This window comes from Candidatus Synechococcus calcipolaris G9 (genome assembly GCF_029582805.1).
Classification (GTDB): Bacteria; Cyanobacteriota; Cyanobacteriia; order Thermosynechococcales; family Thermosynechococcaceae; genus Synechococcus_F; species Synechococcus_F calcipolaris.
Window position 1 is genome coordinate 1,049,542 of sequence record NZ_JAKKUT010000002.1, and the last position, 15,761, is coordinate 1,065,302.

The 15,761-nt window shown below is 50.4% G+C and carries 17 protein-coding genes and 1 pseudogene; 4 read left to right on the plus strand and 14 right to left on the minus strand.

Translation table 11 applies throughout. The annotated features are described in order from the left end of the window. Positions 1 to 467: 467 nt before the first annotated feature. Positions 468 to 2,135 (plus strand): Ppx/GppA phosphatase family protein, encoded by a 1,668-nt coding sequence (locus L3556_RS07955; protein WP_277866752.1) that lies wholly within the window; start codon positions 468 to 470, stop codon positions 2,133 to 2,135. A 24-nt stretch (positions 2,136 to 2,159) separates the two neighbouring features. Here the strand turns inward: L3556_RS07955 and nusB are convergent, their stop codons facing one another. The 11 genes from nusB to L3556_RS08010 all read right to left on the minus strand — a co-directional run bounded on the left by nusB (position 2,160) and on the right by L3556_RS08010 (position 9,800). Continuing rightward, positions 2,160 to 2,801: a transcription antitermination factor NusB gene (gene nusB, locus L3556_RS07960; RefSeq protein WP_277866753.1), complete on the minus strand. Its 642-nt coding sequence runs from the start codon at positions 2,799 to 2,801 to the stop codon at positions 2,160 to 2,162. 9 nt (positions 2,802 to 2,810) lie between these two features. Next, the gene (locus tag L3556_RS07965) at positions 2,811 to 3,554 is read right to left on the minus strand and encodes a DUF502 domain-containing protein (RefSeq protein WP_277866754.1); all 744 of its coding nucleotides are present in this window, start codon (positions 3,552 to 3,554) and stop codon (positions 2,811 to 2,813) included. 88 nt (positions 3,555 to 3,642) lie between these two features. Then, positions 3,643 to 4,227, minus strand: coding sequence for a phosphoribosylglycinamide formyltransferase (gene purN, locus L3556_RS07970; protein WP_277866755.1), 585 nt, complete (start codon positions 4,225 to 4,227; stop codon positions 3,643 to 3,645). 69 nt (positions 4,228 to 4,296) lie between these two features. Next, positions 4,297 to 5,544 carry a S41 family peptidase gene (locus tag L3556_RS07975; RefSeq protein ID WP_277866756.1) on the minus strand — a complete coding sequence of 416 codons (1,248 nt, stop codon included), beginning with the start codon at positions 5,542 to 5,544 and terminating at the stop codon, positions 4,297 to 4,299. Between the two features lie 55 nt (positions 5,545 to 5,599). After that, positions 5,600 to 5,758, minus strand: a complete 159-nt coding sequence (locus tag L3556_RS07980) for a hypothetical protein (protein ID WP_277866757.1) — start codon at positions 5,756 to 5,758, stop codon at positions 5,600 to 5,602. Between the two features lie 69 nt (positions 5,759 to 5,827). Further along, positions 5,828 to 7,618: an N-acetylmuramoyl-L-alanine amidase family protein gene (locus L3556_RS07985; RefSeq protein WP_277866758.1), complete on the minus strand. Its 1,791-nt coding sequence runs from the start codon at positions 7,616 to 7,618 to the stop codon at positions 5,828 to 5,830. Continuing rightward, positions 7,602 to 8,000, minus strand: a complete 399-nt coding sequence (locus L3556_RS07990; protein WP_277866759.1) for a GFA family protein — start codon at positions 7,998 to 8,000, stop codon at positions 7,602 to 7,604. The genes L3556_RS07985 and L3556_RS07990 overlap by 17 nt, the downstream gene beginning before the upstream one ends. Positions 8,001 to 8,006: 6 nt before the next feature. Then, positions 8,007 to 8,108, minus strand: a complete 102-nt coding sequence (gene petM / locus L3556_RS07995; protein ID WP_277866760.1) for a cytochrome b6-f complex subunit PetM — start codon at positions 8,106 to 8,108, stop codon at positions 8,007 to 8,009. A gap of 91 nt (positions 8,109 to 8,199) precedes the next feature. Next, a complete protein-coding gene (locus tag L3556_RS08000) occupies positions 8,200 to 8,688 on the minus strand; it encodes a hypothetical protein (RefSeq protein ID WP_277866761.1) in 489 nt (162 codons plus the stop codon). A gap of 2 nt (positions 8,689 to 8,690) precedes the next feature. Then, positions 8,691 to 9,293 carry a L,D-transpeptidase gene (locus L3556_RS08005; protein WP_277866762.1) on the minus strand — a complete coding sequence of 201 codons (603 nt, stop codon included), beginning with the start codon at positions 9,291 to 9,293 and terminating at the stop codon, positions 8,691 to 8,693. 75 nt (positions 9,294 to 9,368) lie between these two features. Further along, complete coding sequence (locus L3556_RS08010; RefSeq protein WP_277866763.1) at positions 9,369 to 9,800, minus strand: hypothetical protein; 432 nt, start codon at positions 9,798 to 9,800, stop codon at positions 9,369 to 9,371. 395 nt (positions 9,801 to 10,195) lie between these two features. Between L3556_RS08010 and L3556_RS08015 the strand changes: the two genes are divergently transcribed. From L3556_RS08015 to L3556_RS08025, 3 genes and pseudogenes are all read left to right on the plus strand, one after another. After that, positions 10,196 to 11,875: an L-lactate permease gene (locus tag L3556_RS08015; RefSeq protein WP_277866764.1), complete on the plus strand. Its 1,680-nt coding sequence runs from the start codon at positions 10,196 to 10,198 to the stop codon at positions 11,873 to 11,875. A gap of 32 nt (positions 11,876 to 11,907) precedes the next feature. After that, positions 11,908 to 12,045 (plus strand): hypothetical protein, encoded by a 138-nt coding sequence (locus L3556_RS08020; RefSeq protein ID WP_277866765.1) that lies wholly within the window; start codon positions 11,908 to 11,910, stop codon positions 12,043 to 12,045. Between the two features lie 73 nt (positions 12,046 to 12,118). Then, positions 12,119 to 12,361, plus strand: a pseudogene (locus L3556_RS08025) (DUF1622 domain-containing protein); the annotation flags it as partial. 27 nt (positions 12,362 to 12,388) lie between these two features. Here the strand turns inward: L3556_RS08025 and secF are convergent. The 3 genes from secF to L3556_RS08040 are packed head-to-tail and all read right to left on the minus strand — an operon-like array spanning position 12,389 to position 15,747. Then, positions 12,389 to 13,333, minus strand: coding sequence for a protein translocase subunit SecF (gene secF / locus L3556_RS08030; RefSeq protein ID WP_277866766.1), 945 nt, complete (start codon positions 13,331 to 13,333; stop codon positions 12,389 to 12,391). After that, entirely contained in the window at positions 13,330 to 14,760 is a 1,431-nt protein-coding gene (secD, locus tag L3556_RS08035) for a protein translocase subunit SecD (RefSeq protein WP_277866767.1), read from the minus strand. The genes secF and secD overlap by 4 nt, the downstream gene beginning before the upstream one ends. Before the next feature lie 3 nt (positions 14,761 to 14,763). Beyond that, entirely contained in the window at positions 14,764 to 15,747 is a 984-nt protein-coding gene (locus L3556_RS08040) for an alpha-ketoacid dehydrogenase subunit beta (RefSeq protein WP_277866768.1), read from the minus strand. Positions 15,748 to 15,761: the final 14 nt, after the last annotated feature.

Here is a 15,761-nt window from a genome sequence, read left to right on the forward strand (position 1 = left end):
GCAGATGCCTAAGAAACACAACTAAACCCTGAAAGTTAAAAAAAAAGAATGTTCCGAACTAGAGCGTCCCAAAGTTATCAGTATAGCGATCATGATGATTAAATATGTTACTAGGGCTACATGTTACCAGGGTGACAGCGACCACTGAGTATTAGCGATATTCCTCGATCATGATGAACCATTTGCACAAAAACTAAAATAAAGCCGTGATTATTCTAGCTTGGTTATAACGCAATATTCTAAAACTGCTGGAACTATTTTGATCCTAACCTATGGTAGCCGTGGTGTTAATCTTTTTAGAAGATACATTATTCCCTTTTTGGGAGAGGATGATCACTCCCCTTAAGAAAATTTAACCCGCCCTAGGTGTCACTATTTTGCCCATTACCACACCCTCTTGGGGAAATGGCCAAGGGGCATAAGCCTCTAGGGTACAATGTAGCGAGTCCACCCTGGCGATCCCATCTATGGCTATTGAACATCATCTTAATCTCTGGCGGCCCTTAAGTTTCACAGAGCGTGTGGTGGGGGCCATTGATGTGGGTACAAACTCGATTCACATGGTTGTGGTGCAGGTTCAGCCTAATTTGCCTAGCTTTAAGATTATTGCCACTGAAAAAGATATGGTGCGGCTGGGGGAGCGGTGTCAGCGAACTGGCGAGTTAACAGATGTTGCCATGGAACGGGCGATCGCCACTCTACGGCGTTGTCGGGAATTGGCCGATGGACTCCATGCCGAAGAAGTTGTTGGTGTCGCCACCAGTGCGGTGCGGGAAGCCCCCAATGGTCGGGAATTTTTAGAACGGGTTAAAAAGGAGATTGGCCTGGAGATTGATCTGATCCCTGGGGAAGAAGAGGCGCGGCGGATTTACCTAGGGGTGCTTTCGGGACTAGAATTTCAGGAAAAACCCCACATTATTATTGACATTGGTGGCGGCTCCACCGAACTTATTCTGGGGGATGGCCATGAACCCCGTTACCTCAGTAGTACGAAAGTTGGGGCCGTGCGTCTCACGGAGATGTTTGTCCAAAGTGACCCCATTAGCGATCGCGATTATGAATGTCTGCGGAGTTATGTGCGGGGAATGTTGGATTGGCCCACTGAAAGCCTTTGTGCCCATTTAGCCCCCGGAGAGACAGCCCAACTGGTGGGCACCTCTGGTACTATCGAAAGTCTGGTCATGGTTCACACCTGTGAAAAACAGGGGAATTGTCCCACGTCCTTACAGGGCTATGCCCTCACCCTAGAGGATTTACAGGCCCTCATTGATCGCCTACGGAAGCTAACCTTTACCCAACGGTGTCAGATTTTAGGAATGTCAGAGCGGCGGGCGGAAATTATTTTAGCGGGGGCCGTGATTCTGCAAGAGGCGATGGTGCTACTGGGGCAATCTTCGTTGATTACCTGCGATCGCGCCCTGCGGGAAGGCATCATTGTGGATTGGATGCTCACCCATGGCCTAATTGAAGATCGGTTGCGGTATCAAAGTTCGGTGCGGCAGCGGAGTACCTACAGCTTAGGTGAAAAATTCCATGTCAATTTAAGCAGTAGTGAACGGGTGGCCGGTTTTGCCTTGGCCCTCTTTGATCAAACCCAAGAAATTTTACACTCATGGACGGAGGCAGAGCGGGAGCTACTCTGGTCAGCGGCAATTTTGCATAACTGTGGTCACTATGTGAGCCATTCTGCCCACCACAAGCATTCCTACTATCTCGTTCGCCATGGTGGTTTACTGGGGTATACCGATGCGGAAATTGAAATCATTGCTAATCTATGTCGCTATCATCGCAAAAATACCCCCAAGAAAAAGCATGAAAACTATCGCAATCTTCAAGGGCGCCAACAACGCCACATTGTTGATCAACTGAGTGCGATTCTCCGCTTGGCGGCAGCCCTAGATCGACGACAAATTGGTGCAATTAATTCTCTACATTGTGAATGGAAGGCTCCTGAACGAGAACTAATTCTACATTTACAGGCCGTTAATCCCCAGGATCAGTGTGATTTAGAACTGTGGAGCTTAAATTACAAGAAAGAACCCTTTGAATCCGTCTTTAGTGTCAAGCTGAAGGCGGTTTTAGATTCCCCTCAACGACACTCTGAGATGCCGGTATCGACGGCGACTGTATCCTAAGTTCCTTAATTGCCATGCCCTGATCTAGGTTGCTTTAGAGGTGTTAGATTCCTGGATCTGGCGATCGCTAAATCGGCGTAACACCCCATTAATAAACCGATGCCCCCCCTCATCGCTATAGCGTTTGGCTAATTCGACGGCCTCATTAATCGCCACTTTCCGAGCCACATCTAAATACATCATCTCAGCGATCGCCAGTTGGAGAATCGTTCGATCAATATTGGCGAGACGATCCACCTGCCAATCCACCAGAGATTCCCCTAAGGTTTGATCCAGGGTTGCCTGATGGGTATTGAGGCAATTGAGTAAGGCTAGGGCATACATTTGCACTTCGTCTTGGTGGGCAAAGTAGAGGATTTCGGGTAGCTCTAGGGCCGTACCCAGGCGGTTAATCGTGGATTCGGTTGTTTCAATGGCTTTTTGAAGATAGCTTTGAGCTTTTTTATATTCCGGGGCCGCTAACTCACTTTTGAGCAACAATCCATGGCTTTCATTCAGATCACTACTGGCTAACTCCAGGGACTCCCGCACCTCAAGGGCTAGGGTACGAATAGCGGCCAACATGAGACTACGGCAGTCCTGTTCCGAGAGGGTATGGGGTTGGCTAAGAACTTGGGCCGCACTAAGTAGGGCAAGTTCCCTAGCGGCACGACGAGGGGTAGTCATGGTGGTATCCTAGCTCATGCCTGGGGAGAGTGAATTGGGAGAAAGGGGTGGTTTGGGGGGTAAAACGTCAACGGATTCAGCTTCAGGACGGGCGATCGCCCCTGTTCCCCTAGATTTACCATTAAAACTATCGGGAATGACAATGCCACCGGAGATAATTATCTTAAAGGCATCTTCAATGGAAATATCCAGATCAATCACATCTTCCTCGGAAACTAAGGTATACCATCCCGTTGTTGGATTGGGCGAGGTGGGGATAAACAAACTGAGCATAGCCTGATTAAAGTTTTCTTGGAGCGTACCGCTCACATTGCCCGTGACAAATCCCAAGGACCACAGGCCCGTGCGCGGATATTCCACGAGAACCACGCGGCGAAAGCGATTGCGAGAGTCCCGTAGGAGGGTTTCTAGCAGTTGTTGTAGAACCTTATACACCGATCCTGCTAGGGGAATACGCTTGAGAATATTTTCCCCGGTCTCCAGAAACCAGCGGCCGACAAAATTACGGGCCATTAAACCAATCAGGAGAATTCCCACCAGGGGAACCGTAATGCCAATAAAGAAATTGAGCAGGTCTAGGAGCAGGGGATGCCAGGTTTTGAAGGGATTCAGTTGCTTGGGGACACGGGTAAACAGATTGATCACCCAGGTGGATACCGTAAAGGATAACCAGATAGTCGTGGCTAGGGGAATGACCACCAATAAACCGGCAATCAGATCATTCTTAATGGCTTGCTTCAGTCGTTGCAGCACAGATCCTCTCTAAGTTACAGACGGGGGTGTCTGTCTACCGCTATGGGATCTAGCTTACCGTACTGATTTACTTCAGGTTTAAGGTTCCTTAGAAATCCCCTTGATTTTTAGCGATCTGGGCGATCGCCTGTTTCAGTATCTGGTGTTCTTGGACTTGGATGCGTTGATGGAGCTTTTCTGGAGTATCCCCCGCCAGGATAGGCACCGCCGCCTGGGCAAGGATGGGGCCACTATCCACCTCTAGGCTCACCAGATGGACGGTACAGCCGGTTATTTTCACCCCTGCGGCCAAGGCCTGCTCCACCGCATGGAGCCCCTTAAAGCTGGGCAACAAACTGGGATGGAGATTAATCACCCGGTCAGAATAGGCCTGCAACAATACCGGCGTGACAATTCGCATCCAACCCGCCATCACCACCCAATCTACGTCATAGGCCTGCAAGACCCGGACAATTGCCTCATCTAGGGCCTCTCGGCTTGGAAAATCTCGGTGATTGAGGAGTTCAGCCGGAATCTTCCAGGCTTGGGCCCGTTCAGCGACTTTAGCCTTGGGATTATTGTAAATCAACACATGAATTTGGGCGGGTAACTGATCCTGGGCAATGGCTTCAGCTAGGGCCGCAAAATTGGTACCTGAACCCGATGCCAATACACCTAAACGCAGGGGTTTCATGAACACAACCTAAGGGAAAGTCCGTTAATATTAATGTTTAAGCAGAATAAAAAACAAGCCATCCCCATCTTAACGGGAGGAGCGTTGTTGAAGGATCAATAACTCTAGGGCCCGCAGCAGAACTGGATCCTGAACGGTAGCAATGGCGTGGGGATTGATCCGTAGCTGCATATCGGTGGCAGGATGACTGGGAACCAAGACATCAGGGGTAATCCCCCCCTCGGAAATATCCGTACCCTTTGGCGTGAGATACCGTGCCACGGTCACAACCAGGGCAGAACCATCCCCCATTTCATGGACGGCTTGAACGCGAACTTTACCAAAGGTGCGGGTTCCCACCACCTGGGCCCGGCCATGATCTTGCAGGGCCCCCGCTAAAATTTCACTGGCACTGGCGGAGGCCTGATTCACCAAAATAACTAGGGGTAAATCCGTAATTGCCCGTTGATTGGCCCGAATTTCATCTTCTTTATCACCATGCTGGATACGGACAATGACACCAGCAGGGAGCCACTGGCGGGTAATGTCAATACCTGCTTCTAACAGCCCCCCTGGGTTATGGCGTAGATCCAGAATATAGCTCTGCACATTTTGTTCGGCCAATGTGGTGATGGCGGTTTCCATTTGTTCCTTGGAGTGGGAATTAAACCCATTCAAGCGAATGTAGCCAATCCGATTGGGGCCCACCACCATGACTTGGTAGAGAACTGTGGTGGGAATTTCGCCTTCCCGGGTGATTTCAACGGCAAAGATTTCGCCATCGCCCCTGCGGACAGAAAGAACCAGTTTTGTGCCCGCTGTTCCCCGCAATAGATAGGTAGCCCGTTCCAGGGTGAGGCGATCGCTACCACGACCATTGATGGCAACAATTTCATCCCCCACTTTTAGATCGGCCTTTGCGGCCATAGAACCGGAGGTGATTTCAGCAACTTGAAAACTTTCTCCCATTTCCGCTAGGGTTAGGCCCACATCAACCAGTTGTCCTTGGGTTTGGCGCAGGAGTTGGCCATATTCTTGGGGCGGTAAAAAACGGGTGTAGGGATCATTGAGCTTCGTCAGGGTTTGCTGGATGGTGCGATAGGCCTGCTGGCGATCGCCGTATTGACGAGATAACAACTCGGTACGAATCGATGACCAATCTAACTGGTTAAACTGGGGATCAATGTAATTCTTATTAATAAACTGCCAGGCTTCATCCACTAGGGCCTTAGGGGAATCCTTGAGGGTGGTGGTGGCAGCGGTGGCGGCTGAACCAACCAGAAAAATGAATGGTAGACATCCACTAATCGCCCGTGCCAGTCCAGTTTTCAAACCCATCGCCAAATGCTCCTGTTAATTTAACCTATATGGAATAAAGTATCTGTACCTTGATTTATACTTTGTCAAACTTTTCATCAATCGTGTTGAATTTTTCCCTAGTTTCTGTTTGATTAACCTTAACCTCTAGGGTTAGGTTCTGAATCTGGGACTGCATGGGCCGGATACCATCCAACACCTGGCTTAGTTCCGATTGAGTTGTTGAATCACTCATGACCATGACCTACCATGTTGTTTCGGGCTGGTTTGTCAGACAGATTGACTCACATTATAGGGCGATCGCCTAGGGGTGTGGCACGAGAACGGTGTCTAGCCATTCCTGAATGCCCTGGGCCAATGTGCGGGATAGGGCTGCTTGGGCCTGGGGATCCGTAATCCATTCAAATTCTTCGGGATTAATCATGAATCCCAACTCCAAGAGTACCGCTGGGGCTACGGTAGGACGGGTTAGGGCTAAGTTATTCCAAAACACACCATAGCGGGGACGGTTCAGGCGACGGCTGAGGTATTCCTCTAGAAAGATGGCTAAACTGTGGCTTTGGGGTTCATACCAAAACGTACCAATTCCCTGGGTATTCCAGGCATCCCCCGCATCGGGTAAGGCATTGTAATGAATACTTAGGGCCAGGGTCGGCTCAGTGGCATCAATGAGGGCAACGCGCTCAGGCAAGTCTAAATCCCGATCATCCTCGAGAGTCAAGATGACGGTGGCCCCTAGCTGTTCCATATCCCGCGCCAAGTGCTGGGACAAAATTAGGGTCATTTCTTTTTCTGGGGTACCATCGGGCCCCCGTGCCCCTAGGTCTTCTGGGCCGCCATGGCCCGGATCCAAGAGAATTTTAATACCGCTGAGGGGTTGATTGCCCCGTGGTTGGGGCGGCGGATGGCGGAGACTTACAATAAGTTGATTCCCCTCATACCGGAGGCGATAGCCCCACTGCTGCGGAGAATGGAGCTGGAAACGATATTGCACCTGGCTAGGACTGACTTGGGCCCAGTCGAGGCGTTGAATCACTGGGTCAGGATCCAGGCGAATGACATCGGTTTGGGCCGTGGTGTTGTGGAGAGTCAAGGTAAAGTGGCGATCGCCCTGGGTAACGGTCACGGGGACAGGCAACTCTAGGGGAAAGGTAATCTCTGTCCAACCGGATTGGGGGCGGGCAATAATACTACGAATCCTAGCCTGGGTGGGTGTTGCCAGGGGCAGCGATTGGGTTTCTGAGGCACGAATCCAGCCACCATAATCTAAACGTAACCAATCCCCCGTGCGTCCAGTTACCTGGGCCCGGGTTCCGGGGGGTAAGGGGGTCAACCGAGAATAATCTGTCCCTGGGCCGGTGCGGGCAATGCCGCCTTCGGGGCGAATGACTGTAATCCTGGGGAGTTGGGCTGGATCCAGAATCTCCAGGGTTGTGCCGGGTTCGACGGTTTGGTCACTAGAACCTTGGCCCAGATGCCAGCGAATTTGGCCGTAGTCCCCAGGGGTATCAAGGGCGGTACAGCCCCGATAGGTTTGGCTGGGGGAGGAATAGACCGTGGTTTGATCAATTAACGCCGCTGTATTTGGAGCTAAAATGCCTGAACCATCAATGGCGGATAAATTAACGGTTTTGGGGCCAACTTGAACCCGCAGGCGATCGCCCGGACTAGCCAGAGCTGTAAAACAGAGGGGTTCCCCCGGTTGCCGTGCTAGGTTTGCCGTGGGTTCTAAAATCCGAAAACCTGCGGCGGTGGTGAGTCCATCGGGTTCAAGGGCTTGGCGATGAATTTGAAATGTGAGGGTTTGCTCCCCAGCCTGAAGGGTGATCTGATTCTCGCCCCACTGCAAGGGAATGGATGGGGAAAAATGACCCGCCGGCGATCGCTGCTCAATCACCTGGCCATTTAGGAGAACGGGTAAATTGGGGTTGGCGGTACCAATAAAGAAAATTTGGGCGGCCGTGGTTCGGTGCGTTTGGGGCGGATAGACAACATTCAGGGGGCGATCGCCCCAACTGGGCTGGGCGGCAAAGCAAACCATGGGTAGAGCCAAGGTGGTCGTGGCCAAAAATTTTAAGCTAACGGATGCTGGCAATATTCTCCTCCCAGGCCCGGCCCTCAAAAGCTACCACCTCAAATTTTTCCCGCAGGTTCGGCTCGTCCAAACAATTCAGATTCACATCAATCTGATCCGGGTGGGAGCGGGGATGGTAAAAGGGATGAATCCCACAGTGTTGACAAAATAAATGTTGGGCCGTGCCTGTATTGAAGCGGTAGGTCGTAAGGTCATCGTCCCCCTGTAATAATTCAAAATCTGAGGGAGGAACAATGTGGTGCAAAAATCCTTTCTTTGTGCAGATCGAACAGTTACAGGCGATCGCCCGCCATTGACGAATCTTTACCCGAAACCGAACAGACCCACAGTGGCAACCTCCCCCATAGACCTGCTCACTTGAATCATGACTCGTTTGGAGCATGACTGGTTAATCATCGGGAGTTAGGCGCAGCAAGAGATAGCCGAGACCAAGACCGACAAGAACAAGCGTAAAGGAAATAACAGAGGTATTGAAAATTTCTTGCCCCATGATCGCGATGTCTCCAGTTAAACAAAATTCATTTTATCGTGAGTCTGACCACCCTAGAAAAGAAAGAACCCAAAAATAATCCAAGGCATCCTCAAAGAAATCGCCTTAGGCGAACTAAAATCGGCTGGTAGACATCTAAACAGAGACGCAGAACAACGCCTAAATGGGCACAAAACGTCAGACCCACCCAAACCAGGGGAAACCAGTGTCCCGGCGCATCCGGTAAGGGAGGAAAGGTATGATACCCCAGCCAGACCAAGGCCGGTGGCATCAGCACAAATAGAATACCGAGTACCACCACCGTATAGGTAAATTCCATGGGGCGTTGATGGAGAGATCGCCAACCCTGACCCATCCACTGCCAACGAAACCCCTGGCTACTATCTTCTAGGCGAACGGTTTGGGTTTCAAAGTTAACGGAGAGAATATGGCGGCAAAAGTTGCAGGCAAAGGCATCCATCAGAACCATTTGGGAAATTTGCCCATGGCGACATACGGGACAGATATAGACCCCACTCGCCTCTAACGGCATACGTTTAGAGACAGGATCGATGGGACCGCCAGGGACAAAATCAACCATGCCTAAGGCTGGACAATGACCGCCATTCCCACTTCCACTTTCTCAAATAGGGCACGAATATCGTTATTTTTCATCCGCACACAACCGTGGGACACCGCCTGACCAATTAATGACTCATTGGTGGTGCCATGAAAGCCGACAAAACCTTTATTGCCCATGGGCGCAAAGACAATCAGGCGATCGCCCAAGGGATTATTAGGCCCTGGCTGGACAACATTGCCATTAAAGGGATTTTGCCAAATGGGATCAACTACTTTGTGGGACACCTGAAAAGACCCTTGGGGCGTTTCCCAACCCGCTCGACCAATGGCAACCGGATAGCTGGCGAGAACCTGTTCCCCTTCATATAGATAAACGCGGCGATCGCTCAGCCGCAACACCAATTTACGCTCCATGGTAGGAAGGAAGGGAGAAGCTTCGCGGAGGGCCGGCAGTTCCAGTAAGGCAATATCCGGTAATAGTAACGGATTTGGCTCTGTCCTGGGGGCCCGACTCACTGCGGTTTCTAAGGCTGCGGTTCCTAGGGGCAGGGCCAAACCAGGCAAGGCTGCTAACCCAACTAAACCCGATGCTAAGATGCCTGACTGTAACCAACGCAACATCATCAACTCCTCCCTTCCAAATGTGAAGAAACAAAATAACTAGGTCATTAAATTAATGCAGCTAATACAACCCCAGACCTAGTAGAAAAGGATCTGCGGTGGTGGGGGTTGGGGAGCAGGCGGCGGCGCAACCACAGGACGGGGAGGTGGGGCACTCACAGCGGGAATTTGCAGAGGTTGCACAGCAACGTAGGGCGGAGCCGGTACAATGGCTGCACAAAGAATCTTGGCCGTAGGCTCTTGATAGCGAGGATCAAGAATAACGGCTAGATCCATCCCTTCTTCAACTTCAGCCCGGAAGGGACGCTGACGATGTTTGCGATCGAAAACAACCACAATATCTTCGCCCCAAGGTTGGCGCATCGTTACTAGATCACCATCAATATTGGTGACAACACCCCGAACAGCCTTTGCACTCTGGGCCTCGGCCTCAGGAACCATTCCCACTAACCCTAGGCCCGTTGCTGCAATTGCTAAAGCAGCTAAAGCGGTATGACGCAATTTGAACACAGTTTTACTCCTGTTAATCCTAAATCCAAACCATATGGAAGCCAGTTTTTTAGTTAAGTACCCTAGACACGACCGGATACGGGAACCTGGCGAAACAGCATTGAGTCCTAATTGCTAAGCCTTAAAACTGAATGCTGGATTTTGCATAGATGAAGAGTGAATATCTACTCTGCATTCTACGAATCTGGATTAGCCTCGTCAAGGTTTTGCTACGAATCTTGATATAACCGGCTTTGGCCCCACTGTGACCCCCAAGTGACCTATGCCAATTCAATGAATTCCTAAATACTTGAAATCGGTTTTGACGGTTTCCAGGGAACTGCATCCCTAGACGTTTTGATGCCTATATATCCAGCTAGAGGTCAAGGTAAAGCTAGTTGACTAGAATACTCTTGTTGGATTCTGGTTTTACCTTGGTGATGTACGCCCTGATTGCCCTCGTCCCCATTGTGACGGTGTTCCTGTTGCTGATCGGGGCACGCTGGCCTGCCAATCGAGCGATGCCGGTAGCCTATGGAGTCACGGTGATCATTGCCTTGGTTTTGTGGCGAGTTCCCTTTCATTGGGTGGCCGCGGCGACGGTGCAGGGTGGGGTCATTGCCCTAGAGATTTTATATATTGTCTTTGGCGCGATTTTGCTATTAAACACGCTCCAGTTATCGGGGGCAATTCCGGCCATTCGCCACAGTCTCACGTCGATTACGGAGGATCGGCGGATCCAAGTGATGATTATTGCCTGGCTGTTTGGTAGCTTTATTGAGGGAGCCTCTGGATTTGGCACCCCAGCGGTCATTTGCGTCCCTTTGATGGTGGCGATCGGGTTTCCAGCCCTAGCGGCGGTGATGATGGCCCTCATCATTCAAAGTACCCCTTCCACCTTTGGGGCAGTGGGTACGCCAATTGTGATTGGCATCCGGGCAGGCCTAGAGAGCGTTCCGGCATTTGAGGAGGTTTTGAGTCATTTTGGTGGTAACGTTGATCTCTTTTTGAAGCAGGTGGGGATTTCTGCGGCAATTATTCACACCATAGTGGGTACCTTTATTCCCTTGATTTTGGCGGTGACTCTCACCCAGTTTTTTGGAGCCGAAAGGTCTTGGCGGGCAGGACTCGGGGCTTGGAAATTTGCGCTGTTTGCGGGTTTGGCCTTTACGATTCCCTATTTACTAACGGCGATTTTCATTGGCCCAGAATTTCCCACCTTAGTTGGCGGCTTGCTTGGCCTAGGGATAACGATTTTTGTGGCAAAACAGAAGTGGCTGGTTCCAGCAGACCCATGGGATTTTCCAGCGCGAGGCCAATGGCCAGACTTTTGGGGGAGCAACCGTCCCGAAGACTCTCCAGAAATGATAAATTCAGGAACCCAATTAATGAATCCGATCTTGGCCTGGTTACCCTATGGACTAGTGGGTGTATGTCTCGTGCTATCGCGGATTGTGCCCCCCTTAAAAAATGGACTCCAGGCCTGGCAAATTACGATTTCTAATTTATTGGGTACCACCTTAACGGTAACAACCCAACCCCTGTATTTACCGCCAACAATTTTGTTATTTGTGGTAGGAATAACGTATTTCCTGCATCGGATGGAATGGAGAAAATTTCAATACGCCGTCAAAAGTACGGTTCCAATTCTCTTAAATGTCAGCTTGGCCTTGGGCGCCGCCGTTTTGTTGGCAAGGGTATTTATTAACTCGGGAAGCAATGGCTTAGGGCTAAAGAGTATGCCCTTGGAATTAGCTGATGGACTGGCATTGATCGTGGGAGACAGTTGGCCTCTATTTGCTCCAGTGGTTGGATTAATTGGAGCCTTTGTCGCCGGCAGTGTCACAGTGAGTAATATGATGTTTTCCCTATTTCAGTTTGGCATGGCAGAAAAAATCAACCTGTCGCAACCACTCATTTTAGCGTTGCAATGTGTTGGGGCTTCGGCGGGAAATATCATTTGTGTGCCTAATATTGTGGCAGCGGCGGCAACGGTGGGCCTGTTGGGGATGGAGGGCGTTTTAATTCGCTGGTTATTGACTCCAGCGGTCTACTACATTGGCTTGGCGGGTCTTGTAGGACTGGTCTTGAGTTAGTGAGCTAGAGTTAGTGAGTTAGAATGAACCCTATGGATATTGAACTCCTTGGCATGAACTTGGCTAGCTTGGTGCGGGCCTTAAGTGGCATTTTAATCAGTACTTGCCAACTATTGGCAATTTTTGTTATTTCTGTGGGTATTGTTCGCGCCTTACGTTATTTTTCTTGAAGTCGTCTCTATTCAAGGCCCAAACCCCGGTCACGTTTCAACGTAGTCGCCTTGCCATGGATATCTTTCCCTAGGACTGAGTTTTTGTTGGGGTAGCATTCTCAAAACGATGCTGTCCAGTCAGTGGGAAGATATTGCTCGTTTGGTCATCATCATTGCAGTACGCACAACCCTAAACCTACTCTTAGAGCGTGCGATCCGCAGTGGTCAAGATATGAACACAATGATCGAGGATTCGCAGACCCAGACCAATCGTTCACTAAAACCTGATCAAACTGTTTCCCCAGAAGTGGCGATCGGGGTGGATTTCTCCTAAGCTCTTTCGATGAATATGATGTAAATATCAAGTTTTCAAGGCATGTTTTTGCTTCATATTTTTAGTCTCTCGCCACCAGCCTAGGAGGGTACTGGCCACAAAGATACTAGAGTAGGCTCCCATGACAAAACCAATAATCAGGGCCAGGGCAAAGTAGCGCAGGGTTTCACCACCAAAGATGAAAATGGCGATTAGGGGCAACAGGGTCGTCATGGTGGTGTTGATGGATCGCCCCAGAGTTTGATTGACGGCGGTATCTACAATTTCGTTAATGGGTAAGTCGCTATGGATTTTAATATTCTCGCGGATGCGATCGTAGATGACAACGGTATCGTTAACGGAAAAGCCAATGATCGTTAGCAGGGCAACCACAAATAGACTATCCACTTCAATGCCTAGGACGAGGCCCAAAATGGCAAAAATTCCCATCGTGACAAAGACATCATGGACTAGGGCTACGAGGGCAAAAAAGGCATAGTCAAACTGAAAGCGAATGGTTAAATAAATCGTAATGCCAATAAAGGATACAAATAAGGCTAAAAGACCAGAATTTAGGATTTGGCGACCTAGGGTGGGGCCCACGGTTTCAATCTGCACTTGCTGGGGGTCAAAGGTGCCCAGGGTTGCTTCCAGCTTGTCTTTGAGGCGGGTGCGTTGATTAACGTCTAGGGGTAGGGTGCGAATGGAGAGGCCGTATTGATCCAAGACCTGAATACTGCTATTGCCTAGCCCTTCTTGGGTGAGGATTTCCCGGGCTTGACTGAGGTCAATGGGGCGATCGCAGGTTTGGGTTGTGGTACATTCCAGTTCAAATTGCAGCCGTGTCCCACCAATAAAATCTAGGCCGGGCCGAAGGGGGGCGCGAATCTCTGGATTACTCCAGGAGATCACCATGGCAATGATGCCACTGACCAAGAAAACAATGGAAATTCCCCACCAGAGCGATCGCTGTTTCACCACACTAAAGGTCATTTCACCGCCTCCAATTTGGGACAAAACCAGCGGGGCCGCCGCAAACTGGGAATGGTAATCACGTAGAACAAAAAGGTGCGGCTACAGGTGAGTGCCGTAAACATACTCACACCAACCCCGATCGCCAGGGTAACGGCAAACCCGCGCACTAGGCCGGTTCCGAGCCAAAAGAGGGCCCCACAGGCAATCAGAGTGGTAATATTACTGTCTAAAATACTGGAAAAGGCCCGATCAAAGCCTGCTTCTACGGAGCGATAAAGAGTACGTCCGGCCCGCAGTTCTTCTCGAGTCCGCTCAAAAATCAGGACATTGGCATCCACCGCCATGCCAATACTGAGAATAAATCCGGCAATACCTGGCAGGGTTAAGGTGACACCAAAGAGCAAAAATACCGCATAGGTAAACGTGGCATAGAGAATTAACGCCACATCGGCGATCGCCCCCGGTAAACGGTAGTAGGCCACCATAAAGATCAGCACTAAGACCAATCCCCCCAAGCCGGCAATCAAGCTTTTACGAATACTATCTTGACCCAGGGTTGCTCCCACGGTGCGATTTTCCACCACTTCAAGGGGAACAGGCAAGGCTCCACCCTGGAGTTGTACTGCTAGATCATTGGCACTTTGGGCATTAAAGCCACCGGAAATTTCGGCACTACCCCCGGCAATACCGGTTTGGGCATACTCCACGGATACGGTGGGGGCACTAATCAGGCGATCGTCCAGGAAAATACCAATGGATCGGCCCGTGCCCGCGATTTCCCTGGTCAGATTAGCAAATAGCTCTGAACCTTGGGTGTCAAAGCGAACCACCACACTCCAATTGGGCGAACCGGGGGCCACCGGACTGGCAAAGGCTTCCCGCAACATTGCCCCCGTCAAGTCGGTTTTTTGGAAGAGGTCGGCGATCGCCTGCTCACTTTTTTCTAGAGAGTCACGATTTTCTTCTAAGGCTGCTTCGTTTTCGGCTAAGACCGTAGCATTCCCCTGATTGTCCGACTGAGCTATTAGGAGTTGGGCCTGCTGTAGTAAAAGTTCTGATTGGAGTTGCCGCTCAATTTGGAGTTGGGCATCGGTTCCGGGTTTTTGAAAACGAAAATCTAGTTGGGCCGTCCCCTGGAGCACCCGCTCCGCCTGTTGGGGATCACTCACCCCTGGCAGTTGCACTAGCAGCTTATCCTCTCCAGAGGTTTGGACAACCGCCTCGGCCACCCCTAAACCATTAATCCGGTTTTCGACAACCCGCTGTACCGCTTCTAAAACAAGGGGGGTTATTTGGGGTACTTTTTCCGTCGTTTCCACCTGCAAGGTTAGCTGGGCCCCACCACGCAAGTCCAAACCTAATCGGGGTGGAGTTCGGGCAATTACCCAGGTTGCCGCCAAGAGTAAAACTAAAATAACAGCAATCCAGCCTCGATGCTTACCCATGAATTACACCTGCCCTGTAACCATTTTTTGCACCGCTTCCACGATTTGGGGAGGTTGCACAATGGTTAAATTTTCTAGTTTGCCATTGTAGGGAGTGGGAATATCCTGGGAAGAGAGCCGCAAAACAGGGGCATCCAACTCATCAAAGTACCGCTCCGTAATCGAGGCAACCAGTTCCGCGCCAATCCCGCCGGTTTTCATACATTCTTCGACGATGATCACCCGATGGGTCTTGGTAATGGAGGGGCCAATCGTGGCAAAATCAATGGGCTTAAGGGAAATTAAATCAATGACCTCGGGATCGTAGCCCTCTTTTTCCAGGGTCTTCACCGCTTGGAGAACATGGTGTCGCATCCGTGAGTAGGTGAGAATAGTGACATCCTTGCCAGGGCGAACAATTTCTGCTTTATCCAAAGGAACTAAATATTCGTGATCCGGTAGGTCTTCCTTCAGGTTGTAAAGGAGGACATGCTCAAAAAATAGAACGGGGTTTTCATCCCGGATGGCTGATTTCAAGAGTCCCTTGGCATTGTAGGCCGTTGAGCAGGCGACAATTTTTAAGCCGGGCACTGCCTGAAAATAGGCCTCTAGCCGCTGGGAATGTTCTGCCCCCAGTTGGCGACCGACACCGCCGGGGCCACGAATCACAATGGGAATTTTGAAGTTGCCGCCGGATGTGTAACGTAGCATCCCAGCATTATTGGCAATTTGATTAAAGGCCAGGAGTAAAAAGCCCATATTCATGCCTTCGACGATGGGCCGCAGTCCAGTCATTGCGGCTCCCACGGCCATCCCCGTAAAGCTATTTTCAGCAATGGGGGTATCTAAAAGGCGCAAGTCCCCATACTTTTTATATAGATCCTTCGTCACTTTATAGGAGCCGCCGTAGTGGCCCACGTCTTCCCCCATCACCAGTACGGTGGGATCCCGCTCCATTTCTTCGTCAATGGCTGCCCGGAGGGCATTAAACATTAACATTTCTGACATTGCGGTTTCCTAAG

Excerpts from the sequence above, each read along its gene's own strand:
- L3556_RS07975 (WP_277866756.1), bottom strand. The coding sequence starts at position 5,544 with ATGGGTTTGAAAACTGGACTGGCACGGGCGATTAGTGGATGTCTACCA.
- secF (WP_277866766.1), bottom strand. The coding sequence starts at position 13,333 with ATGACCTTTAGTGTGGTGAAACAGCGATCGCTCTGGTGGGGAATTTCC.
- L3556_RS07990 (WP_277866759.1), bottom strand. The coding sequence starts at position 8,000 with ATGCTCCAAACGAGTCATGATTCAAGTGAGCAGGTCTATGGGGGAGGT.
- nusB (WP_277866753.1), bottom strand. The coding sequence starts at position 2,801 with ATGACTACCCCTCGTCGTGCCGCTAGGGAACTTGCCCTACTTAGTGCG.
- L3556_RS08020 (WP_277866765.1), top strand. The coding sequence starts at position 11,908 with ATGGATATTGAACTCCTTGGCATGAACTTGGCTAGCTTGGTGCGGGCC.
- L3556_RS07955 (WP_277866752.1), top strand. The coding sequence starts at position 468 with ATGGCTATTGAACATCATCTTAATCTCTGGCGGCCCTTAAGTTTCACA.
- petM (WP_277866760.1), bottom strand. The coding sequence starts at position 8,108 with ATGGGGCAAGAAATTTTCAATACCTCTGTTATTTCCTTTACGCTTGTT.
- L3556_RS08040 (WP_277866768.1), bottom strand. The coding sequence starts at position 15,747 with ATGTCAGAAATGTTAATGTTTAATGCCCTCCGGGCAGCCATTGACGAA.
- purN (WP_277866755.1), bottom strand. The coding sequence starts at position 4,227 with ATGAAACCCCTGCGTTTAGGTGTATTGGCATCGGGTTCAGGTACCAAT.
- secD (WP_277866767.1), bottom strand. The coding sequence starts at position 14,760 with ATGGGTAAGCATCGAGGCTGGATTGCTGTTATTTTAGTTTTACTCTTG.
- L3556_RS08000 (WP_277866761.1), bottom strand. The coding sequence starts at position 8,688 with ATGGTTGATTTTGTCCCTGGCGGTCCCATCGATCCTGTCTCTAAACGT.
- L3556_RS07980 (WP_277866757.1), bottom strand. The coding sequence starts at position 5,758 with ATGAGTGATTCAACAACTCAATCGGAACTAAGCCAGGTGTTGGATGGT.
- L3556_RS08005 (WP_277866762.1), bottom strand. The coding sequence starts at position 9,293 with ATGATGTTGCGTTGGTTACAGTCAGGCATCTTAGCATCGGGTTTAGTT.